Genomic DNA, 21,495 nt, shown 5'->3' on the forward strand with positions numbered 1-21,495 from the left:
TAATTATGGTTAAAAAGGAGGCGCATATATGTATTTACCGCATAAAATAGCAGAGCTTGTGAAAGACCGCAGCTTTGATGAAAATACAGTGGGAATGTCCGATTCAAGGGTGTTCACCTTTGATGATATGGTGTTGAAAGTGGAAAAGCACAGCCCCGAATCGGAGCAGGTGCACACAATGATGAAATGGCTTCAGGGGAAGCTTCCCGTGCCGAAGGTCCTTGCTTCCGAAAGCGAAAACGGCACAGACTATCTTCTCATGTCAAGGGCTGAGGGACAGATGTCATGCAGCGAGGAGTATATGCTGCGCCCCGACCTGCTGACGGATATTATGGCTGAGTCTCTCAGGCTTCTGTGGAGCGTTGACGTCTCAGACTGCCCCTGCTCAAACAGTGCACAGAGAAGGCTTGAGCTTGCGGAGTACCGCGTGGATCACGGACTTGTGGACGTGACTGAGTGCGATCCCGAAACCTTCGGCAGCAACGGATTCAGAGATCCACGCCAGCTTCTTGACTGGCTCAGGGACAATATCCCGGAGGAGGAGGCCGTCCTCTCCCACGGAGACCTGTGTCTGCCCAATATTTTTGTGAAGGACGGCAGGCTCAGCTGCTTCATTGATCTGGGACGCTGCGGAGTCGGCGACAAGTGGAACGACATCGCAATACTCTGCCGCAGTCTCAGGAGCAATTTCCGCGGAGAATACGGCGGAAAGGTATACAGCGGCTACAGAGAGGATATGCTCTTTGAGCGCCTCGGCATAGCTCCCGACAGGAAGAAAATGGAGTATTTCCGCCTTCTTGATGAGCTTTTCTGAGGAATAATATTCGTCATTATGACCAAGGTCAATGCACTATCGACACTTTTTGCCCATTTTGTGCATGAAATGAAGATGCTTTGTTGACACTGCACAGAAACAGCGCTATACTGTTAATATGGATAACTGTCCATCAAACTATTTTACTACGAAAGGAGTAATCACTATGGAAAACATGAAGAAACTCACCAAGGTGACCGCTGGCGTAATGAGCTTTGCACTGGCTCTCAGCGCTGTAGGCACCGCACCATTCAGCACACCGCAAGGCAGTGCGGCTGCCGAGGACACACCGCATTTGTTCGAATACGAGGTAAAGGACCTGCTGATCTGGGACAAAGATGATTATAAGATCGAAGCTCTTGTAAAGCCGCCTGAGTCTAACTGGTACGTTTATGATTATGCGTTCAGGAAAGAGTTTGAATACGGTTACTACGATCACTGGGATTACTGGGATCCTCAGTGGGGAGATCCCCATGCTGTACGCGAGAATAATATCGCGCTGATGGATCAGGTGGAAGACAACTCGGTAGTCACTCTTAAGTTCACCTCATTTGAGTATTATCCCGAATTAATGTCCGGAAACTCTGAGAACAATGGCTACAGAACGGATTATTACAGCATCTATGAGATAACAGGGATCAAGTCCGCAAATATCCACTATTATGGCGATATAAACGATGACGGCGTTATCGACAGCTTCGATGTCATCACATACAGAAAGGCTCTCACAGACAAGCTGGCTGAACCCCTTTCGGAGGCTCAGTTCACCAACGCCGATATCAACAAAAATCTGGAGATAGACGAGGAAGACCTCCAGCAGGTCATTGACTTCACTATCGGCAAGACCACAGAGTTCAACGGCGCTGCTGCTATCGGAAGCGTGCGTCTTGACAATACAGTGGATATACTTGCTTCCGAGGGTCAGGCTATCGACGAGGATTTCGCAAAGGCTGAGATGAACCTTGGCGTGAATATACTGAAGAAGTCCTTCAATCCCACAAAGCCTGACAAGGAGAATCTCCTTATCTCTCCCGTTTCCATCTCGACTGCCCTTGCCATGACAGCAAACGGCGCTGACGGCAATACCCGCGATCAGATGGAGCAGCTTCTGGGAAGCGGTCTCACTCTTGACCAGCTCAACGAGTACATGGCTTACTACAAGAACAATCTTCCCGATACGGAAAAGGAGAAGCTCTATTTAGCAAACTCTATCTGGTTCAGAGACGATCCCACACTCAAGGTCCGGGACAGCTTCCTTGAGACCAACAAGAAGTTCTATGACTCAGAGATATACAAGACACCCTTTGATAACACCACTGTTGACGATATAAACAGCTGGGTAAACAAAAACACAAAAAGCATGATACCCAAGCTCCTGAACCACGGCGACCTTGACGAAAAGAATGATGTAAAGCCAATGATGACGCTTATCAACACTCTCTATTTCGAGGCTGAGTGGGAAAGTATATATGAGGAGCAGCAGGTCGCCGATGCAAAGTTCACAAACTTCAATGGCGATAAGAATGACATCAAGCTCATGAGTAGCCGTGAGAAGTACTACTATGACCTGGGCGACGCTGACGCATTCAGAAAGTACTACAAGAACAGGGATTACAGCTTCGTAGGTATCCTTCCCAAGGATAATGACATAGTGAGCTACGTTGAAAACCTTGACACCGACAAGCTTCTGGAGAGCCTCAAGGAGTACGAGGATCCCGACAGCGTTGAGCTTTACGTTAAGATCCCCAAGTTCAAGTACAACTATGAGTCAAAGCTCAAGGACGTACTCAGCGAACTGGGTATGGGAGATGCCTTTGACCGTTTAAATGCTGACTTCTCGAAGATCAACGATCTCTCTGTAGATGACGCAGCAAAGCTCTATATCGGCGATGTCCTTCACAAGACCAGGATAGAGATGGGAGAAAAGGGCACAAAGGCAGCCGCAGTTACTGCTGTTATGATGATAGCAGCTTCTGCCGCACAGCCTCAGCCGAAGAAAGAAGTACACATCGACCTTGACAGACCCTTCATCTATATGATACTTGACAAGAACGATGTTCCCGTATTCATCGGTGCAGCAACAGACCTTAAAGCAAACTGAGTAAACACAATGCCGTCGGTACAACATATACCGGCGGCATTTTTTACATAATGAGATAACGCAGCCCCTACTAAGCGCTATGCACTAACAACTGATTGCTTTTTTTACTTGCATTGCAGGGTGAAAAGCTGTATAATATAATTAAAATAAAAAAATAATTCGGGGACTGTTACGGTTCCGGTATAAGTACAGAATAGATACTATGAAAGCCGATGACGCGTCGGACGCTTTGAAAGAAGGTGAGATCATGACACAGAAGGAATTCCGTAAGGCTGCGGCTCTGTCCGAGGAGAACGCTCAGCGCTCCCTGTTCGATGAATATTTCAATTACGTTTACACTATCGTTTTCAGCCGCCTGCGCAGCTGCGCAAGCCGCGAGGATATAGAGGAATGTGTGGGGGACGTCTTTGCGGACGTATATATGCAGTTTGATGAACGTAAGGCATTCAATGGGGATCCTACGGGCTTTGTGGGGACTGTTGCAAGGCGCAAGGCTGCCGATATATACAACAGGCTCACAAAGAAAAGGCAGGGAATGGTGTCCATCGACGATGAGGAAGCCGCTGAGATAGAGGCTCCCGAAGATACAGAAGATACCGTTGAGAAAAAAGAGCTGAGGAGCTCGCTGATAAAATGTGTGGAGCAGCTTGGCGAACCCGATTCTACAATAATCCTGCAAAAATTCTTTTTCATGCGCAGTTCCGCAGAAATATCAAAGCTTGTGTCAATGACTCCCGAAGCTGTCCGCGTCCGATGCAGCCGCGCGCTTAAAAAGCTCAGGGAAACGCTCACCGCTATGAACATTTCACTTTAAAGGAGGTACAGTTATGAACGATAAGGAATTGAACCTTGACGCTCTCGAAAACGCCGACGAAGATACAATAAAGATAATTGCGGCGGACTGTCCTGCTTCCGATGAAGAGAAGGAGAGAATGTTTGCAATGAGCAGAAAGATATACAAAGAAAGAACCAAGGAAAGCGAATATAAAAATGAAGTGGAGGTCTCGGGCGTTGACGTCTATAAGAGACCCGTATGGCTCAAGTTTGCGGCAGCGGCTGCTGCCATTGCCATCGCAGCAGGTGCAATAACAGGAGGCAGCATACTTCTGAAAAGACACCGCACTCCGCATATTGTTGAGAGCTCAGAGCCGTCAGCCTTTGCCATGTCTCCCTTCGGAGATCTTAGCAATTGCATGGTAAGGCTAAGCAATGCAGGCATAGCTCCTGCGGTATTTGAGCCCCGGGAGGAGAAAAGGACAGCTCTCCTCACCGCTCTCAATGAGGGCGACTGGAACAAGATCTCAGATGATACTCCTCTCCCTGACGGAGAAACTGAGCACATTTACCTTAAGGACGGCGACAGAAAATTCCTGCTCACCCTGTACGGCGACAACACTATCACATACTCCGACAGTGATACCCCAAATGATCCAAGGTATGAGATAGACCTTGATACCATAAACGCTGTCCGCGAGGCTATAAAGTACGATCCCGAAGCAGGCGACAAGCTCATTTATTCCACAATGTACCTGTATGATCCGATAAATTCCGTATGGGACGAGGAGGTACCCGAGGATCCAAGCGCAGTTGATGTATTCTTCCCGATAACACAGGAACATCTCAGCGTATCTGCAAAGAACTGTTATTACTGCTACGGTAAGGAGTGGGATCCGGAAGCGGCTGTGTCCTGCGAGCGCATACCCGGGCTGGTATGGTATTTCGGTGAAGCTGATTGGAAAGAGGCTGACAGCGAGCCCGATCTGATCGCCGATGATAACACGATCCACTTCCGCTGCACCGATAATGATGCTCTGGTCACATATTATTACACTCTTTATCCATCAGGATATGTCAATGTAAGATATGAGAATGTTGAAAAAAGCGAGAAGAAGTCCTGCCTGTATAAGCTTGACGATTTCAACATAAATATGATCGAGACCGGATTCAGAAATGAGATCACAAACGCTACAAGCAGTATGACACCAGACATGGCACTCAGATACGATCCCGCAATATCTGCTTTGATTAGCCGTAACGACGATCCTTTAAAGCTGACCGATGTGAACGAAGAGGATATGAAGTCCATTGTGAAAGCTATCAAGGCACATCCGTGGGAGTCTCTCCCCGATGACGCAGAATGCGGAAAGCCCGTCAGCCGTTTAACGGTTACTGCTCGCATAAACATATATGACTATATGTTTGAATTCTATGATAACAATGTTGTATATGAAATAAGCAGCTCAAAGAAATACAGCGTATCACCTGATCTTATCGGGACACTGCGATCCATTTCCAACAGGGTATGGGGTGAAGAAGCCGTGCCTGCGGAGAAGCCCACTGAGAAAGCTGCTGACAACGAGACCACTGACAACGTGGACAGCAGCGATGACGCAGAGATCCTTGAAAGAGCCCGTGCTCTGTATAAGGATGCCATCGTAAGATACAAAGAATATACAGAGGGCGGAGTACCTCCCGGGATGGAGATGGACTGGGGCAATGCTCCGAATGAATGGATCGGCAACATGATCTATTATGTACTGCCCGGATTCAGCAGCAAAGACGAGATCGTGGAAATGTTCCTCAGTGAGTTCAGCGAACGCTATCACGCCAATGATCTGGACGGTGACTTCCCCTATCTGGAGCGCGACGGAAAGGTGTATACTACCAGCGCTAACAAGGGAACCAATATCTCTTACCGCGATACAGAGCTTACAGAGATAAAGAGAAAGACCGATGACGAGATATTCTTCACTGTTATCAACTATTACGGTGATAATGGTATAGATACGAGTGCTCCGTGGACAGAACAGAGAGAATTTTCCGTTGTGATACAGCCCGACGGCTCGTGGAAGGTGGGCAAGCTCACCATTCCATATTAATAAAACAGAAAAACCGCAGAGGAAAGCCCTCTGCGGTTTTTTTACCTGAACGATATTTCCACGAACTGCATTGTTCTCATTTTTACGCCCATTTTCAGTATGAACTTGGTCATCAGTGATATGCTCTTTGACTTGTGAAATACCTCGGGCAGCCTGTGATTTACCACGCTCTCAAATCTGTCAGACCAGGGGAGAAGCTCCTTTTCGGCGTCCTCAATGGGGAATACCAGCATGGAATCGGTGTTGCCGCTCTTTTTTACCACGCTGTTGGACCTCTTCATGCCCATACTGTTCACGGCGTCAAAGCATATGCCTCCCTTAGGGAAGCGCTCTGCCATAGCTGTCAGCAGCTCCCGGTTCTTTTTCTCGTCGAAATAGTAGAGCACACCGCCGCATATTGCGAAAAGGCCGTCCTCAGGAGAGGTCTCTGCCTCATCGAACCACCTTTGGTCAAAGGCACTCATAGCCACGTTCTTCTCCCTGTCGCGGAGAGTGAAAAGCTTCTCGCGGGCAGCGATAATATCAGGCAGGTCAAGGTTTATCCACCTGCATTTGCCGTTGTCGACCTCGGGGAAGCTGTCGTCCGCACCGCAGCCAAGATTGATGATAGTAGCATTTGGGTGCTTTTTCAGATACTTCCTTGCAAGGCGGCAGAAAACATACTTCCTCAGCGCCCATGAAAGGGTGGTTATGTCAGCATAATGGAGCTTGCTGAAATCGTAGTCTATCTTGCCTATGATCTCCTCGGCGACCTTGTCGGTAAAGGCATCGGGGAACTTCTTTGAGCAGGTCGCTCTGCCGTAAAGAGGCATGACCAGAGTCTCCATGACAGTGTTTGCTTCGATATGTATTTTATCAGCCATAGTTTATTCTCCTTTTGCGTTAGTACACGATAACATTATGATTATATCATGTTTTTTCCTTTATGCAAGGAATATTGCACTGAGTTTACAAGGCGGATATGTATTTCCGCTTGGAAATAAAGGTGAAAATATGGTATAATTTTATGGTATAGCTGTAGGGCAGTGATTTGTTCACAGAATGTTTACAATTTTTTCTGCACATCGGCACTGACTTTTCAGTTAATCATTAGTGAAGGGAGGTTTGAATGTGTCAGTTGATATCAATGACCAATACGACAAAATATTCCGCTATTGCTATTACAAGATCCATGATCGAGATATTGCAGAAGACCTGACACAGGAGACCTTCCTTCGGTTCCTCGAAAGTCCGCATTATCGCGATATGGGCAAGGAACTGCGATACCTCTACACCATCGCAGCCAACCTATGCAGGGACGCTTTCCACCGCAGACAGACTGAGGAGCTTGATGAAAACCTCGCTGACGATAAGGATTATGAGGACTTTATCCTCACCAATGTCGCCCTGGGAAGTGTGATAAAAAAGCTTCCCGAGGAAGACAAGGAGATCGTGATCCTGCGATACATAAACGATGTTCCCATAGGTGTTCTGGGAGACCTTTTCGGTATGTCAAGGTTCAGAATGAGCAGGCGTATCAGAAGTATCCTCCAGCACCTCAAAAAAGGCCTTGACAGAGAGGAGGGCTGAGGCTTGAATAAAAAAATGAAACAAGAGATCAGGGATTCCTTCAATTTCCCTGATGCAAAGCACAAGTATGAATTTCTTATGCAGGCTGAGGTCGCTTCTGCTCAGGACAAAAAGCGGAAAATCCCCGTACCCGTGGTGTTCAGAGTTACTGCCTTAGCTGCGGCGGCTGCGATCGCCATAGGACTGTGGACCAACCTCAGAACAAGACCCGACCCGGGCGGCAAGGACTTCCGCGGCGGCTCTGTTATAGTGACCACCGCTGAAAATACCGTATCTGCCGTGACCACAACTGCTGACGGAAGCGCCGCAAAACCCGTCACCACCGTTACTGCACATGATAATGAAACGGCTGTGACTACATTTACTGCTGCCACAAACGCTCAGGGCGCAGTAATAACAAGCGCTTCTCCTGCACTGGGAGCGCACACGCTGACTTCCGCAGTTCGTCATTCGGGTACAGGCAGGACTACTGCCGCGGTCCCGGGAAAAAACACAACTACTACAACAGTTAATAAAGAAATCGAAAGGAGTTTTGAAATGAAAAAATTAGCTGCATTTTTATCGGCACTGAGTATTTCAGTTTCCGCACTTCCTGTGAATGCAGGCGCTTTGGGCAATGACTATATGTTAAACCCTGATTTTGATGCTTCAGAGTATTATACAACGCCACCTTATGGTGATTCCAATGTTGGTATATTCAAAAAGTTCGATAACGGACAGCTTATCTATGATGTTGACGGAAACGGCGTTTTTGACAGAATGGATCCGTATTGGGTTTACAGATGTGTTACCGATGGTGAATATGACAGTAATGTAGAGCTTTCTTATGAACTCGGTACTTTTATCAGAGAGAACTGCGATTATGACGGTGACGGTGACCTCGATCAGTGGGATGCCTGGGTCATCATAGCCTACTATATTATAAACAACAAACCCACAGCGGCAGATATTGACTGGAATACTTATGATCCTACATATGTTCCGGAACGTTATGATTCCACCAAATATTTTAATGTCACTAATATATCCTGTGAGCTGATGTATGTAGACAAGTTCGATCAGTGTTTAGAAACTTACGGACTGGCAAGATCATATATTACAGCAGGATTGATCGAGAATGGAACGCTTGACTTAGATGTAAACGAGGATGGTGTGGTCGATATAAAAGACATAGCTTATATCGCAGTATACTATAAGAATTTAGATCCGCTCTGGGAAGAGCGAGTTGACGATGGTATACGTCTGCATTACAGCTATACAAAGCGTGTTGATCTTCCTGAAAAAGTGAAAAATAACATAAAAAAGCTCTGCGATGATGCTATGCCAGAGAAAAATCCAAAAAACTTTTCTACTTCAGGTAAAGAGGCAAGATGTCTTGAAATGATCGAATATTTCCTGATGCACTATCCTGTACAGGAATGCTATTTTGATAACAAGTACTATGACACTATCTTGTCAACAGATACCTCCCAGTATACATTGGGAGATGTGCTCGGTATCCAGGCTTTAAACAGAAACGTAATTATTCCGCGTGAGGATGATGGGCGCTTCGATTTCTATCAGGACGTTTTTAATGAGCAGTTCACAGCGTACTATCAGAACGTTCTTGACGGAAAACAGTCCATTCCCGACATCAACGGTGACGGAGTTGCAGATACCGAGGATTATCAGGCTGCCGACGAGTACATGACGGCATTCTTCAGAAATGAGACTATTGAGACTACCTCCATGCCCAAGGACATATTTGAGAAGTTCATCACGGACTGTGACTTCAATCAGAATGGCGTCAGCGGAGACATCTACGACATAATGATAGCCGAGATATATATCATGTATATCGACGCATATCATCCTGAGGAAGAAACAGTGACCACAAGTGAGTTCAGCTATCAGAGCAATCTTTCTCTGCTCAGCACTCTGGAGATAGACCGCAGCGGCGATGCAAACTGCGACGGCGGTACAGACCTTGCAGACGCTATCTTCATTATGCAGTCCATGGCTAACCCCGACAAGTATCAGCTCTCGCAAAGAGGCAGATTCAATGCCGACATCAGCGAGCCGGGTCACGGCGTTACCGCAGACGATGCACTTGAGATACAGAACCGTCTCTTACATAACAATTGAGGAAACATGATTTTAAATAGATAACGGAAAAGGCTTCCCGACAGCTCTCGGGGAGCTTTTTTCATGCCCTTCGATCGGAAAAGAGGGGAGCGCTTTGTGAAATACTGACAATGAAGCTGCTGCAAATATGGTGAGCTGATGTGAAAAGTCACGATATTTTATAAAACTTGCAATATTGTATTGACAAGTAATATTATACGGCGTATAATATTATCAGAAACCAGATATTACAGTTCGCAAAATACTATATGGTTTCAGAAAGGAGCTACACTATGGGATTTTCTATAAACGCAGGTCTGCTGGACGCCATGGTGCTTTCCATCGTTCAGAATAATGACACCTACGGATATGAGATCACTCAGTATCTGCGGAAGGCTGTGGATATTTCCGAATCCACCCTCTACCCCGTGCTGAGACGATTGCAGAAGGGCGAAATGCTCGAGACCTATGACAAGGAATTTATGGGCAGGAACCGAAGGTATTACCGCATTACCACCAAGGGTAACGATTCCCTTGAGGAGTACAGAGAAGAGTGGCGCAGCCATAAGAAAAAAATCGACAGTATTTTATTGAATGAGGGAGCTGAATACAATGAACAAACTTGAATTCCTTACAAGGCTGAGAAATAACCTCGAAAGAGGCGGTCTGCCTTCAGATGATATCAATGATGCGCTTTCGTATTACGAGGAGGTATTCCTCGATGCAGGCTTCGGCAAGGAAGAGGAGACTGCTGCTTCCATGGGCTCTCCCGAGGACGTGGCTGTGAACATACTCCGTGAGAGTGGTATCCACGTCGGCGGAGCTCCCGTGATGCCTCCCCAGAGAATGGGCGGTCCTCAGGGACAGCAGCAGGGACCCGCGATGGGCGGATATGTTCCGCCTAAGAAAAAGGCTTCGGGCGGCGCTATCGCTCTCGGCATAATACTTGGCATTATCACATTCCCCATCTGGCTGCCTGTTGTCTGTGTAGTCGTTTCACTTTTATTCGCACTCATCGTGGTTCTCATCTCACTGGTCATCGCATTCTTCGCAGCAGCTATCGGACTTCTTTTCGGCGGCGTGGTAGCACTCACAGAGTTCCCCGCAGTAGGAATGATGTTCCTGGGCGCAGGACTCATACTCACAGGTATCGCAATACTGGTCTGCAAGCCTGCATTCAGCGCAGCTATCCCTGCTATCGGCAGAGGTATAAAGGGCTTTTGCGGCTGGGTAGTTGGTCTTTTCAAAAAAGGAGGAAAAGAAAATGTCTGAAAACAACATCAATGTACAGGAGCAGCAGACTGCTCCCGTTAACAAGAAAAAAGGCAGCGGTGCTCTCTGGGCAGCTGTTATCGCTATAGCCCTCGGACTTATCCTTCTCATCACAGGATATATCCTTTACATAAACAGCGACAAGGACAAGTATTATAAAGTAAAGGACTACAATGAGGTCTTCGACGGCGCAAATGTGACAGAGCTTGAGCTGGATCTGGACTGGGGCGACCTCATCATCGAAAAGAGCAGCGATGATAGTATCCATGTGGACGCTACTGATGTTTCCGAGCATTTTGAGGCAAAGGTATCGGGAAGCAGGTTCACTATGGGTTACGATTCAAAGAAGGATCGCACTATCCCCTTTGGACTTGTTTTCCACCCCATGGATTATAAACCGGTCGTAAAGGTCATGCTCCCCGATAATGAATATGACCGCTTTATACTTGATATGGGCGCAGGAGATGCTAAGATAAACTCTGTAAAGTGCTCTTTCCTTGACGTTGACTGCGGTGCAGGTGATGTGAACTTCAGCGGCATCGAATGCAGCAAGGCAGAAATAGACTGCGGTGCAGGCGACCTGAATATAACAGGAATAGACTGCTCGGGTATTATGGACATCGACGGCGGTGCAGGCGATATTACCATCAGGGACGCTGTTGCAGGCGGTATGGATCTGGATCAGGGCGTAGGAGACTTCGACTATACAGGAACCATGAACGGCAACGTTGATGCTGACGGCGGCGTGGGCGACATTACCTTCCGTCTGACAAATCCTGCTTCTGATTTCTACAAGGGAAGCGGAAAGTACAGCCTCACTATCGAAAGCGGTGTAGGCTCAGAAAACGTTATCTATAACTCAGGACAGTAAAGCCATGCTGGACCACAGGCTCATCAGAAAGGGCGACAGGCTCCGTCATCGTCTTTTCGGGACAGGCACCGTCACGGACACCCTTCCCTTAGGTGACGATACTGTCGTTACCATAGAATTTGACAGCGGCTCCACAAAAAAGCTGTGCGCCGTTATCTCGGCACTGGAATATGCTGAGGAGACCAAGGAACAAAAGGATAAATAAAAAGCTCCCCGAATCGTCTTTCACGGTTCGGGGAGTTTCTGTTATTACAGTTTTTATATCATCAATGATAGTATGAGTCGATACCGAAGTATTCCTCAAGAGTGAGTCCGCTGTCATGGATAGGATAGGACATATCCGTGCCCACATAGCGGATGTGCCATGACTCGTACTTGTAGCCTGTGATGTCCTGCTTGCCCTGAGGATAGCGGAGGATAAAGCCGTATTCGTGGCAGTGGTTCTCAAGCCAGATAGCCTCGGGAGTTCCGATGAATGAGTCGTCTATCTGGTTTACGTCGATAGCCAGACCCGACTGGTGCTCGGAGTAACCGGGACGTGCGGAGTATGTATCAGCCGCAGCCTGTCCGTCGCGGGCAACGTAGTTGTTGTATATCTGGTTCTGGTAGTCATATGAGCGGAAGCCCGATGAGAGCCAGATGTTCAGACCCTGTGCCGCTGCATCGCTCTGGAGCTTGTTGAACTGGCTCTGACAGGTGGGGTCAAGTCCGGGATTGAAGTCAGCAGGGAGACTGTAGCTCTTGTTGGCGATGAGTACGCCCTGTATATAGGTGAGACCGTCATTGCTGTACTGTGCGGGAGCAGGTCCGTAGTTGTAGTCCTCGGGGGAGGGAGCATAGTCGCGGTTTGCAGGTGCTGCCTCCTGTGCGGTGCTTCCTGAATTTCCTGAGCCGCCTGCATTGCCTGAGCTTGCGTTATTGCCTGAGCTTCCGGAATTGCTCTGTCCGCTGCCGCCTGCTGCGGAGCCCTGGTCTGCTGAAGCAGCGGGTGTATCGGTATTTGCGGCAGTCTCCGTGGTGGTAGTCTCCTCAGACTCGCCGTCGGCAGTAGTGGTAACGGCAGTTGTTGCCTTTGCGGTTGTGGTAGTCTCGGGTGATCCTGTCGAAGCAGCTGTTGTAGCAGGAGTCAGGGGGGACTCGTCGCTCTTGCCCACTATGTCCTTTCCGCAGGCTGTACAGGATAATACTGCTGCAAGTGCAGCTGCGATGATGATATTCCTTTTCATTTTTATTCTCCTTTTTTTCTTAGAGGTGTTGCCTTCAATTAAGTAATCGTACTCAGAGGTGACGGTGTCACATGATGTCATATATTTTTTTATTTTAACGAACAATATCCTTTATGTTAGTATTATATCACTTTTTGTCGATTATTGCAACAGATATTTTGTTAATAAAAAAAGCCGCAAAAAGCGGCTTTTTCGGTGATATCAGTCAAAATAGTCTCCCACGGGAGCGCTTGCGTTATACTCCTTGCGGACGCGGAGTATTATGGCGCCGTCAGGCTGTTCCGCCTCGGAGTCTATCCTGTGGCGGGTGCGGCTTTTCTCAAGCTGAGTCTTGTAGCGTGTGACCTCGTCCCTGTTCATACGGAGCAGAGCTTCCCTGGGAAGACCTGTGCCGTCCTTCTGCTGAAACCTGAGTGTCTGCATGATGCAGGCTGACTGTATTCTTTTCATGTGTATCATCTCCGTTATTATTCAGCAATGCTGTGATATAATTATAGCATTTTTTTACGGATATTTTCAAAGCCATTTTTGCACAAAAACAGTGGGTGAATTATTTGTACAAAAAGCTCAGTCCGTATTGAAAAGGCGAGTTTTATGTGGTATACTTTAGAAAAAGGAGATGAGTGACATGGGATACCGAATAATTCACGACAAACTCAGCGCAGATGATTATATAAAGCTTTTCAGCTCAGCAGGCTGGGGCGAGCCCGACCGCGGACTGGTGGAGAAGTCACTGAAAAACAGCTACGTTACATTTTCCGTTACGGAGGGGGATAAGGTCATAGCAATGGCGAGACTTATCGGTGACGGGGGAATGGCGTTCTTCCTCAAGGACCTCATAGTCGCTCCCGAATATCAGGGAAAGGGCGTGGGCAGGGAGCTCATGTGCCATATCGAGGACTATATCCGCGGAGAGCTGGAGGAGGGCTGGGAGTGTCGTTTCCAGCTTATCAGTGCCAGGGATAAGGAGGAGTTTTACCGCAAGTGCGGCTATATCGCCCATCCTCATGAGCACAGCGGTCCGGGATTTACCAAGATGATACGGAAGTGAGGTAATGTTATGGCTAAGTTTATGAACGGAGATTCCTCAACGCAGCAGGAGATAGAGGAGTATCTCTTTAATAAGATTTCTGAAGAATTAGGCGTAAAATTTGAACATAATCCTACTATTTATTTGAATGAAGAAAAGACGGTTTACATAAAGCCCGATTTCTACTCCGAAGAGAAAAGAATTGTCGGCGAGATACACACCCACAAGGGCAGGCTGAAGCCTGCACAGCGGCACAAGGTAGCAGGGGACATACTGAAAATGCTGCTCCTTGATAAGGTTCATGACATGACATACACGAAGTACATAGTTGTTTGCAGCGATGAGGAGAAAAAACAGCTGAAAGGAGACTCTCATCTTGCCTTTACGCTCAAAACTTTCGAAATTGAGGTCGAAAAGATAACGCTTTCCGAGGAGCTTGATAAAAAGCTTGAGGAGACTATGAAAAATCAGGATATGTACGGAAAGGGAACGGAAAATGGCTAAAGTCATAATGACCTGCGGCAGGATATGCTCAGGAAAGAGCACCTATGCGCAGAAACTGAAAGACCAACTGGGAGCGGTCATTCTCTCCATAGACGAGCTCATGCTGGACATTCTCGGCAGCGATACGGGAGACCGCCACGATGAATACGTCCGCCGCACCGAGCAGTATTTGTATAAAAAGTCGGCGGAGATAGTCTCCGCAGGCACCGACGTTATCCTCGACTGGGGCTTCTGGACCCGTCAGGGCAGGGACTTCGCAAGGGAGTTCTATCGTTCACGGGGCATTGCAAACGAGATACACCTCATCACTGTTGATGATGAGGAGTGGCAGCGCCGTGTGGACAAGCGCAATGCTGAGGTAGCCGCAGGCAGGAGCGACGCCTACTTCATCGACGAGGGGCTGGCAAAAAAGTTCGCAAATGTATTTGAAGTCCCCGATAGCAGCGAGATAGACCTTTATGTATAAAGATACGCCCCTGAGCGGTCGCGGTAACACTCAGGGGCGTTTGATTTACATTGAATGAACGGTCAGTCCACGAATTCCATGGTGAAAAGCTTTGACAGGATACTGCCTGCGTAGCTGTTCATGAGGGCTTTGTACTCCGATGCCTTTACATCGCCGCCTACGCCGAGTATATCGTATATGACACTGCCCTCGCGTAGCTTTCTTCTCAGCTCCTCAAAGCCGCTGCGGAGATAGAAGTCCCTGCGGCTGACGCGCTGGCTGTAGTTCTCGGCGTTCTCGTCAAGCTCCTCAATGGCGAGGAACAGCCTGCGGTCCTTGTATATCTCCTGTGCGGACCTGAGTATGGCGCTGCCGATGCCTCTGCCTCTCAGTTCCTCTGAGACAGCAAGGTAGAACACATAGGAAAGGTCGCGGTAGTTGACGATATAGAGCATACCTGCCCACTGTCCGTCGCAGCTTATGCTCCAGAAGTCCACTCCCTTTTTCTTGGCTTTGAGAACCAGCATGAGGAATGGGGCTCTCTCGTCGTCGGGGAAGGCTCTCATGTAGAGTTGCTTAATTTTGCGGAAATCGGGGGAGCTTGGTTTGAGCTTGGTGAAGCTGAGTTTCATGGCGTTCCTCCTTTCAGCTTCTCTCTATGCAGTAGCACACCTCTCCCTCGGGGAGAATGCCCTGCTGTCGGAAGCGTTCAACGTTATCTGTTATATACATTGCGGACTTTTCAAGCACCCGTCCCGATCTGGTATTCTCGGCGCGGTGATAGGCTTCAAGCCGCTGAAAATCCGTGTTTGTGAAGATGTGACCGATGACTGCGGATAGAGCCTCTCCTGCATAGCCCCTGCCCTGAAAGACGGTGCCGATGCAGTATTCTATCTCGGCGGTGCGGAGCTCCTCATATACGCGGCAGAAGGCTATCTGACCGATGTTGCGTCCGCTTTCCTTTTCGATGACTGCCCAGCGGTAGAAGCTGTCTGAGCTGTAGCCGCTGATGTACTTGTTGAGAAGTCCCTCCGCCTCCTGAACGGTGGAGTACACCGGCTCGCCGTATTCTATTTGTACGGCAGGGTCGGAAGCCCAGTTTTCCAGCATATTCCTGAGGTCGCCTGCTTCAAATCTGCGAAGCAGCAGACGGGGAGTATCAATGGTACGGGTGCCGCAGTGGTGCATGGTCATCTCTCCTTTGGTTTCGTTGATAATATTATACCATGTAAATGTGAACAAAGCAACTATGGTTGTTAGCAGGGAACGCCATACCATGCATTTATAATGTCAGGTGCAGGCGGATAATATCTGCCCCTGCTATGCACTACGCACTGACCACTGAAAACTTTTTTCAGAATTTACTAAGATAATCGAAAAAAACTTCCGTCTAATATATTGAAAGGCAAAATTTCCGGAAAGGAGCCTTGTCTATGGATAATGGTTCAAGTAGCTACAGCCGTTATCTTGCCGGTGATGACTCGGCTATGGGTGATCTCGTCCGAGAATACAAGGACGGCCTTACCCTGTTTCTCAATAGTTTTACCAATGATCTTTTTGATGCGGAAGAGCTCATGGAAGAGACCTTCCTCAGACTGGCGTACAAAAAACCTAAATACTCAGGCAAAAGCTCCTTCAGGACATGGCTTTACGCTATCGCGAGAAATCTGGCGATAGACTATCTGAGGAAAAGAAAACGTGCGTCGGCTGTCTCAACTGAGGGGATGTATGATATACCATCCGGGCAGAATGTCGAGGAGGATTACTTGCTGGAGGAACGAAAGGCTATCATTCATAAGCTGATGCAGAAGCTGAAGGACGAATACCGACAGGTGATATGTCTCATATACATCGAGGGCTTTTCAAATTCAGAAACTGCACAGATAATGCACAAGAACAACCGGCAGATAACGAATCTGCTGTATCAGGCTAAAAAAGCTCTGAGGTCAGAGCTGGAAAAGGAGGGAATAACGTATGCGGGATTATGACGAAGTTACTCAGGCCGTACTGAGGCGTCGGGACGAACTGATCGCAAGAGACAGAAGACGTGCGCTCATACTGAAAAGAAGCGGTGTGGCAGCACTGTCGGTATGTGCTGCGGCGGTGGTCGGTATCGGAGTTTTCAGAATGAACAGCAAGGATATCGAACTTCCCGATGACGGCGGTATCATCGTTGCGGAAACTACTGCTCCACCCGTAAGTACGTACGTTACTGCCTCCGCAGTCACCACCCACGGGACCGCTGCTGCAAGGACGACGGCCGCGTCGGTGAAGGATACGGTAACATCTGCACACGTATCGGTAACGGCGGCAGCAACGACAGCTGCTGCAAATACAGTCAATACAGTTGTCCATAGTACGAAATCACAAAACGGAACTGCGGCGGCTGCGGTATCGTCGTCTATCCCTCAGACGGCGGCTGCTGCTCCTGCTGTAGTCACGACCGTTACAACGACCATGATAAATCCCGAAAGGAGTGTTGACATGAAAAGGCTTATGCCGTTTACGGCTTCGCTTGTAATGATGGCTAATGCGGCTGCACCCTCCGCTGCGGCGGCTGCTGAGACCTATAATGATTATACTATAATGACGGAGATGGATAACGGGGATCTTGATATAGATATTGATAAAGACGGTGAGTTCACTGTAAAGGACTGCTTCTATCTCATGGCTTACGATTACAGACATGAGCCGGACGAAGCTGTCAGGAACAATATCCTCGAAATAGCCGATTATGACAGAGACGGCAAGGTAGGACACAACGATGCCGATGTGCTGCTGAAGTATTTTATCGGCGAGAGAAAGGTGAAGAAGGAACACCTCTTTACCGATTATTATGCGGACTTCGATATAGTTTACAATGAGAACGGCAAGCCCATATACGGACCTGCCGACCCGGAGCTGAAGGAGAAGATAGATGCCCTTGAGCTGGAATATGACAAGTCAAAGCATACCTACGAAGAGCTTGAGGAGATCAAGGCTGAGTACGATGAGCTCATGGAGAAGTACAATGAGCAGATGAATGATCCTGTCATCGTGGGCTATGAACAGGTGGAGAACAGATTTTCCGACATCTTTGTCTCCAATCTCAGATCCTATATGGGCGATGTTTTCGGCGGCTCCGGTCTCTTCCGCAACTGCCTTGAGGACGGCGACATGGACATGGACATCGACGGCGACGGTAGCTTCACATTCGATGATCTGGCGAGATACCACCTTTATGAGCATCAGAGATACAACACTAACCGTTACAGATCAGATGATCCTTTTTTTGACTTCAGTGCCTTTACAGATCAGTCAGAGGATGAACCGCTTGAAGAAAAAATACTGCAAAACGTTACTTCTCTCACTGAGGCACAGTGGGACAAGTGCGCTGAAAATTACAGCTTGTTTACTGAAACTCTTGGCATAAATAATACAGTAGGGATCGCTATGTATTATCTCTTTGAGAGAGATGGTGAGCCTGATGCGAAATATTTTGACAACGAGCATTATGACGCGCTGTTCCCGCTGGGCGAAAGGTTCCGCTTCGGAGAGCGTGTAAGAATGAGCTACAGCCAGATATATCAGGTGGATGAAAGACTGACATACGATGAACTCAATATCCACTGTACCATGAACGAGTATCTTGAGGACATAGCAGCAGGCAGAAAAGAGCCTGTTGACATAAACGAAGACGGCTCCATTGATTACAAGGATGTTCTTGTCTCGGATATTTTCCTCTATGATTACAAGAACAAGATACCGCATGAAGAGTCATGTATTCCTTCCGATGTCTGGACCCGTTTTATGTATGAACTTGACCTTAACGAGAACGGCATATACGGAGACCTTAACGATGTGACTATGTATCAGTTCTCCGTGTACGTCTACAGAGAGTCCGTGCTGGGCGAAGAGGCCCCTCTCTTCGGCGAGGACAAGGACTATTATGATTATATAGCGGATTACCGCATGGAGCTCGCAGAGCAGAAGGCGGGCCGCAAGGTCGATGTGCAGCCTGCTCCCGTGATGGTCGAGAGCAACGTAAGCAAGGCTTTACAGGACACTACAATAGAGCGCAGCGGCGACTCAAACTGCGACGGCAATACAGATCTTGCAGACGCTATCTTCATCATGCAGAGTATTGCTAATCCCGATAAGTACAGGCTGGGGACCGCAGGCAGGTTCAACGGCGATGTATGCGAAACAGGCGGCGGCATTACCTCAAACGACGCTCTGACCATTCAGAACGGTCTTCTCACAGGCAAATACTGATACGCTTTACCCGATCATTTTTACCCTCTTATGATCATATAAAAACTGGCTTCTCACAGCGGCACTCTGTGGGAAGCATTTTTTTGTAAAAATCTATTTGTTTTGTTGTAAACTTATTCAAATTATTGACAAAAGTAGTGAAAAGTGCTATAATAACTATATATGTATATTTTGGGCGTTTTTGAGATAACAATATAAAGATATTTATTTTTTTTAAGTTAGCCGAAGTACGGTGTTACGGCGTTTTCGGCGGGTATCAAGGGGTGAGTATATGGCAGGCAGCGTCAATACCAAGCTTCTCTATCAGAACTGCGATACTTTTATGCAGGCAGGTCTGAAAAAGAAGGACAGGATAGACGAGGATCAGCTTCAGCTGATAAACAGCAGGAGAGATGTGGGATTTCTCGGTATAAGGTGGGAAAAGACCGCCACGAGAAATGTATTTAAATATAACGTCAGCAATATGACAGCGCTTTCCGAGTACATCAAACAGACAATGTCTCAGGAAAAGTATTTCAGTATCATAAATCAGTTCCAGAAAATATATGAGTTCTGCGCAAGGACAGAGGGACTTTCCGCAGACAATCTTCTCCTCAGCGACCTGAAGAACGTGTATTACGATGTGGAGAGACAGAGAGTGTTCGTGGCTTATCTGCCCCTTTCCGAGAACATCTACAAGTGCGCGAATGTAGTGAAGTTCCTAACTAAGCTGAACAAGAATGCGAGCATTACCATAACTAACGGAACGGTCATGCAGAAGTACAGCTTCTTCCTGGAGGACCTTATGGGCAAGCAGAACAGCAAGACTCCGAAGAACGGCGGTCTTTCCTATGCTCAGCTCTATACGCTCCTTCACGATGTGCTGTCCATACCTGTGGAGGATCCCGTCCCTGCGGCTGATACGGCGGCGGAGTCTCCTTCACCTGCGGCAGGTGCCGCCGACGCTCCGATAGATGATGACGGTGACCATACTATCCTCGTAAGCAGAAGAAGCTCGGACTGCCTTGCCTTCCTCAAGGACGAGAACAACAGGGAATTCCCCATAGACCATGTGCCATTCACCATCGGCAGACGTCCCGACAATGACCTGTCCCTTACAGACAAGGGCACTGTGTCAAAGGTACACGCGGTAGTGGGCTTTGAGGACGGAGAGTGGTTCGTGGAGGACAAGGGCTCAGCCAACGGTACATTCCTCAATGACTTTGCGGAGAATGCCCGCAGGATAACAAGAGAGCCCCTTAACAGCGGCGATGTCATCTATATCTATGACGTGCCCTTCGTGTTCACCGTGAACGCAGGGGACGCAGCTACTGTTATCGTGGGTGCGGCAGGCGCCAAGCAGCAGCCTCCGAAGAACAAGGTGAAGAAGATAGCCTACTTCATAAACGGCTCAAGCAACGAGAGGATACCCGTTTTCGTGTATCCCTTTACCTGTGCGGAGCTCTCGGGCGTGGTCATTGACCGTGAGAGCAACGGAAGCAGGCATAATATCTGCATCGAGAATATCTCCTGCAACTCCCTCAGCGTGGAGGGAAGCGATGTTCCCGCAGGAGAGAAGACCGTGATATTCTCAGGCTGTAATTTCCTGTATCACGGCATATCATATACATTCTACGAAGAGAACTGACGGTGAACGTGAATGAAATATATGTTTTCTTATGTGACTACCGAGGGCGCGGTGAGAAAGGTCAATCAGGACTCTCTCTTTGCTGCTGAGGCAGAGTTCAGGGGCGAGAACATCTTCTTCGCCGCTGTCTGCGACGGTGTAGGCGGTCTCTCCTCAGGTGAGAGAGCCAGCGGCTATGTCTGCAAGCGAATGAACGAATGGTTCGCTGAGGACTTCGCCGACCTCATGAGAAGGGGAGCCTCCATACTGAAGATAAGGGAGTCTGTCGACGACAGGCTCCATGAGCTCAATGACAGGATAAACGCCTATGCGGAAAAGCACGCTTCCGATATGGCGACTACCTTCACGGGGATACTCATTATCCCTCAGCTGAATCGTATGCTCACCGCCCACGTAGGCGACTCACGTCTGTATAAGATAACAGACGAGGAGATAAAGGTGCTGACCTCCGACCATTCGGTAGTGGGACAGGAAGTCAGGGAGGGCGTCATCACAGCGGAGATGGCTGAGACCGACCCCCGACAGAACCAGCTCACCAACTGTATCGGAGCAGGTCTCGACGATACCTCCTACGATTACAGCATAGGAGCCTACGGTGAGAATGAGTGCTATATGCTCTGCACCGACGGCTTCAGGAAAAAGATCACGGCTGACGAGATGCAGTTCCTGCTGAAGCCCTCTATAAACGAGAACGAGAAGATAATGTCGGGACATCTCGAAAAGCTGAAAAACAAGGTCATCAAGGGCGGCGAGAAGGATAACATAACCGCTCTTATGGTCAAGCTCTGCTGAAAGCGAGG

General features: G+C 48.2%; 22 protein-coding genes. 17 read left to right on the forward strand and 5 right to left on the reverse strand.

Annotated elements, in window-relative coordinates; all coding sequences use genetic code 11:
• The first annotated feature begins 28 nt into the window (after positions 1-28).
• From T488_RS0113060 to T488_RS0113075, 4 genes are all read left to right on the forward strand, one after another.
• Positions 29-814 carry an APH(3') family aminoglycoside O-phosphotransferase gene (locus T488_RS0113060; RefSeq protein WP_028521182.1) on the forward strand — a complete coding sequence of 262 codons (786 nt, stop codon included), beginning with the start codon at positions 29-31 and terminating at the stop codon, positions 812-814.
• 166 nt (positions 815-980) lie between these two features.
• On the forward strand, positions 981-2,915 hold the full coding sequence (locus T488_RS18980) for a serpin family protein (protein ID WP_051536478.1): 1,935 nt from the start codon (positions 981-983) through the stop codon (positions 2,913-2,915).
• A gap of 202 nt (positions 2,916-3,117) precedes the next feature.
• Positions 3,118-3,729 (forward strand): RNA polymerase sigma factor, encoded by a 612-nt coding sequence (locus T488_RS0113070; protein WP_242838350.1) that lies wholly within the window; start codon positions 3,118-3,120, stop codon positions 3,727-3,729.
• A gap of 13 nt (positions 3,730-3,742) precedes the next feature.
• Positions 3,743-5,794: a hypothetical protein gene (locus T488_RS0113075; protein ID WP_028521184.1), complete on the forward strand. Its 2,052-nt coding sequence runs from the start codon at positions 3,743-3,745 to the stop codon at positions 5,792-5,794.
• A 41-nt stretch (positions 5,795-5,835) separates the two neighbouring features.
• Here T488_RS0113075 and T488_RS18035 read toward each other — a convergent pair whose 3' ends face one another.
• Positions 5,836-6,657, reverse strand: coding sequence for a class I SAM-dependent methyltransferase (locus T488_RS18035; RefSeq protein ID WP_051536479.1), 822 nt, complete (start codon positions 6,655-6,657; stop codon positions 5,836-5,838).
• 247 nt (positions 6,658-6,904) lie between these two features.
• Between T488_RS18035 and T488_RS0113085 the strand changes: the two genes are divergently transcribed.
• The 6 genes from T488_RS0113085 (at position 6,905) to T488_RS0113110 (ending at position 11,814) form a co-directional block, all read left to right on the forward strand.
• Positions 6,905-7,363, forward strand: coding sequence for an RNA polymerase sigma factor (locus tag T488_RS0113085; protein WP_028521185.1), 459 nt, complete (start codon positions 6,905-6,907; stop codon positions 7,361-7,363).
• A 3-nt stretch (positions 7,364-7,366) separates the two neighbouring features.
• The gene (locus tag T488_RS0113090; RefSeq protein WP_028521186.1) at positions 7,367-9,487 is read left to right on the forward strand and encodes a hypothetical protein; all 2,121 of its coding nucleotides are present in this window, start codon (positions 7,367-7,369) and stop codon (positions 9,485-9,487) included.
• A gap of 272 nt (positions 9,488-9,759) precedes the next feature.
• Complete coding sequence (locus tag T488_RS0113095) at positions 9,760-10,092, forward strand: PadR family transcriptional regulator (RefSeq protein ID WP_028521187.1); 333 nt, start codon at positions 9,760-9,762, stop codon at positions 10,090-10,092.
• Complete coding sequence (locus tag T488_RS0113100; RefSeq protein WP_028521188.1) at positions 10,079-10,738, forward strand: DUF1700 domain-containing protein; 660 nt, start codon at positions 10,079-10,081, stop codon at positions 10,736-10,738. The genes T488_RS0113095 and T488_RS0113100 overlap by 14 nt, the downstream gene beginning before the upstream one ends.
• Positions 10,731-11,609, forward strand: coding sequence for a DUF4097 family beta strand repeat-containing protein (locus T488_RS0113105; protein ID WP_028521189.1), 879 nt, complete (start codon positions 10,731-10,733; stop codon positions 11,607-11,609). The genes T488_RS0113100 and T488_RS0113105 overlap by 8 nt, the downstream gene beginning before the upstream one ends.
• Positions 11,610-11,613: 4 nt before the next feature.
• Positions 11,614-11,814 (forward strand): hypothetical protein, encoded by a 201-nt coding sequence (locus T488_RS0113110; RefSeq protein WP_028521190.1) that lies wholly within the window; start codon positions 11,614-11,616, stop codon positions 11,812-11,814.
• A 61-nt stretch (positions 11,815-11,875) separates the two neighbouring features.
• Here T488_RS0113110 and T488_RS18985 read toward each other — a convergent pair whose 3' ends face one another.
• Positions 11,876-12,835: a M15 family metallopeptidase gene (locus T488_RS18985; protein WP_051536480.1), complete on the reverse strand. Its 960-nt coding sequence runs from the start codon at positions 12,833-12,835 to the stop codon at positions 11,876-11,878.
• Between the two features lie 201 nt (positions 12,836-13,036).
• Entirely contained in the window at positions 13,037-13,285 is a 249-nt protein-coding gene (locus tag T488_RS0113120) for a hypothetical protein (protein WP_028521191.1), read from the reverse strand.
• Positions 13,286-13,463: 178 nt separating this feature from the next.
• Here T488_RS0113120 and T488_RS0113125 point away from each other — a divergent pair, with 178 nt between their 5' ends.
• From T488_RS0113125 to T488_RS0113135, 3 genes are read left to right on the forward strand one after another with little or no spacing between them, the layout of a single operon-like run.
• Positions 13,464-13,886: a GNAT family N-acetyltransferase gene (locus T488_RS0113125; protein WP_028521192.1), complete on the forward strand. Its 423-nt coding sequence runs from the start codon at positions 13,464-13,466 to the stop codon at positions 13,884-13,886.
• A 9-nt stretch (positions 13,887-13,895) separates the two neighbouring features.
• Entirely contained in the window at positions 13,896-14,369 is a 474-nt protein-coding gene (locus T488_RS0113130) for a hypothetical protein (protein ID WP_028521193.1), read from the forward strand.
• Complete coding sequence (locus T488_RS0113135) at positions 14,362-14,835, forward strand: AAA family ATPase (protein ID WP_028521194.1); 474 nt, start codon at positions 14,362-14,364, stop codon at positions 14,833-14,835. The genes T488_RS0113130 and T488_RS0113135 overlap by 8 nt, the downstream gene beginning before the upstream one ends.
• A 62-nt stretch (positions 14,836-14,897) precedes the next feature.
• Here the strand turns inward: T488_RS0113135 and T488_RS0113140 are convergent, their stop codons facing one another.
• Entirely contained in the window at positions 14,898-15,446 is a 549-nt protein-coding gene (locus T488_RS0113140; RefSeq protein ID WP_028521195.1) for a GNAT family N-acetyltransferase, read from the reverse strand.
• Between the two features lie 13 nt (positions 15,447-15,459).
• Positions 15,460-16,092 carry a GNAT family N-acetyltransferase gene (locus tag T488_RS0113145; protein WP_242838351.1) on the reverse strand — a complete coding sequence of 211 codons (633 nt, stop codon included), beginning with the start codon at positions 16,090-16,092 and terminating at the stop codon, positions 15,460-15,462.
• A 155-nt stretch (positions 16,093-16,247) separates the two neighbouring features.
• Here T488_RS0113145 and T488_RS0113150 point away from each other — a divergent pair, with 155 nt between their 5' ends.
• The 4 genes from T488_RS0113150 to T488_RS18050 all read left to right on the forward strand — a co-directional run bounded on the left by T488_RS0113150 (position 16,248) and on the right by T488_RS18050 (position 21,487).
• Complete coding sequence (locus T488_RS0113150; protein ID WP_028521197.1) at positions 16,248-16,802, forward strand: RNA polymerase sigma factor; 555 nt, start codon at positions 16,248-16,250, stop codon at positions 16,800-16,802.
• Positions 16,789-19,068, forward strand: coding sequence for a YlbF family regulator (locus tag T488_RS19905; RefSeq protein ID WP_028521198.1), 2,280 nt, complete (start codon positions 16,789-16,791; stop codon positions 19,066-19,068). The genes T488_RS0113150 and T488_RS19905 overlap by 14 nt, the downstream gene beginning before the upstream one ends.
• 271 nt (positions 19,069-19,339) lie before the next feature.
• Positions 19,340-20,695, forward strand: coding sequence for an FHA domain-containing protein (locus T488_RS18990; protein ID WP_051536481.1), 1,356 nt, complete (start codon positions 19,340-19,342; stop codon positions 20,693-20,695).
• Positions 20,696-20,707: 12 nt separating this feature from the next.
• Positions 20,708-21,487: a PP2C family protein-serine/threonine phosphatase gene (locus T488_RS18050; RefSeq protein WP_051536482.1), complete on the forward strand. Its 780-nt coding sequence runs from the start codon at positions 20,708-20,710 to the stop codon at positions 21,485-21,487.
• Positions 21,488-21,495: the final 8 nt, after the last annotated feature.

The sequence above is a fragment of the Ruminococcus flavefaciens ND2009 genome (assembly GCF_000621785.1).
GTDB lineage: Bacteria > Bacillota > Clostridia > Oscillospirales > Ruminococcaceae > Ruminococcus > Ruminococcus flavefaciens_C.

Coding starts and splice junctions, on each gene's coding strand:
- T488_RS0113060 (WP_028521182.1), top strand. CDS start 29: ATGTATTTACCGCATAAAATAGCAGAGCTTGTGAAAGACCGCAGCTTT.
- T488_RS18980 (WP_051536478.1), top strand. CDS start 981: ATGGAAAACATGAAGAAACTCACCAAGGTGACCGCTGGCGTAATGAGC.
- T488_RS0113070 (WP_242838350.1), top strand. CDS start 3,118: ATGAAAGCCGATGACGCGTCGGACGCTTTGAAAGAAGGTGAGATCATG.
- T488_RS0113075 (WP_028521184.1), top strand. CDS start 3,743: ATGAACGATAAGGAATTGAACCTTGACGCTCTCGAAAACGCCGACGAA.
- T488_RS18035 (WP_051536479.1), bottom strand. CDS start 6,657: ATGGCTGATAAAATACATATCGAAGCAAACACTGTCATGGAGACTCTG.
- T488_RS0113095 (WP_028521187.1), top strand. CDS start 9,760: ATGGGATTTTCTATAAACGCAGGTCTGCTGGACGCCATGGTGCTTTCC.
- T488_RS0113100 (WP_028521188.1), top strand. CDS start 10,079: ATGAACAAACTTGAATTCCTTACAAGGCTGAGAAATAACCTCGAAAGA.
- T488_RS0113105 (WP_028521189.1), top strand. CDS start 10,731: ATGTCTGAAAACAACATCAATGTACAGGAGCAGCAGACTGCTCCCGTT.
- T488_RS0113110 (WP_028521190.1), top strand. CDS start 11,614: ATGCTGGACCACAGGCTCATCAGAAAGGGCGACAGGCTCCGTCATCGT.
- T488_RS18985 (WP_051536480.1), bottom strand. CDS start 12,835: ATGAAAAGGAATATCATCATCGCAGCTGCACTTGCAGCAGTATTATCC.
- T488_RS0113120 (WP_028521191.1), bottom strand. CDS start 13,285: ATGAAAAGAATACAGTCAGCCTGCATCATGCAGACACTCAGGTTTCAG.
- T488_RS0113125 (WP_028521192.1), top strand. CDS start 13,464: ATGGGATACCGAATAATTCACGACAAACTCAGCGCAGATGATTATATA.
- T488_RS0113130 (WP_028521193.1), top strand. CDS start 13,896: ATGGCTAAGTTTATGAACGGAGATTCCTCAACGCAGCAGGAGATAGAG.
- T488_RS0113135 (WP_028521194.1), top strand. CDS start 14,362: ATGGCTAAAGTCATAATGACCTGCGGCAGGATATGCTCAGGAAAGAGC.
- T488_RS0113140 (WP_028521195.1), bottom strand. CDS start 15,446: ATGAAACTCAGCTTCACCAAGCTCAAACCAAGCTCCCCCGATTTCCGC.
- T488_RS0113145 (WP_242838351.1), bottom strand. CDS start 16,092: ATGGTATGGCGTTCCCTGCTAACAACCATAGTTGCTTTGTTCACATTT.
- T488_RS0113150 (WP_028521197.1), top strand. CDS start 16,248: ATGGATAATGGTTCAAGTAGCTACAGCCGTTATCTTGCCGGTGATGAC.
- T488_RS19905 (WP_028521198.1), top strand. CDS start 16,789: ATGCGGGATTATGACGAAGTTACTCAGGCCGTACTGAGGCGTCGGGAC.
- T488_RS18990 (WP_051536481.1), top strand. CDS start 19,340: ATGGCAGGCAGCGTCAATACCAAGCTTCTCTATCAGAACTGCGATACT.
- T488_RS18050 (WP_051536482.1), top strand. CDS start 20,708: ATGAAATATATGTTTTCTTATGTGACTACCGAGGGCGCGGTGAGAAAG.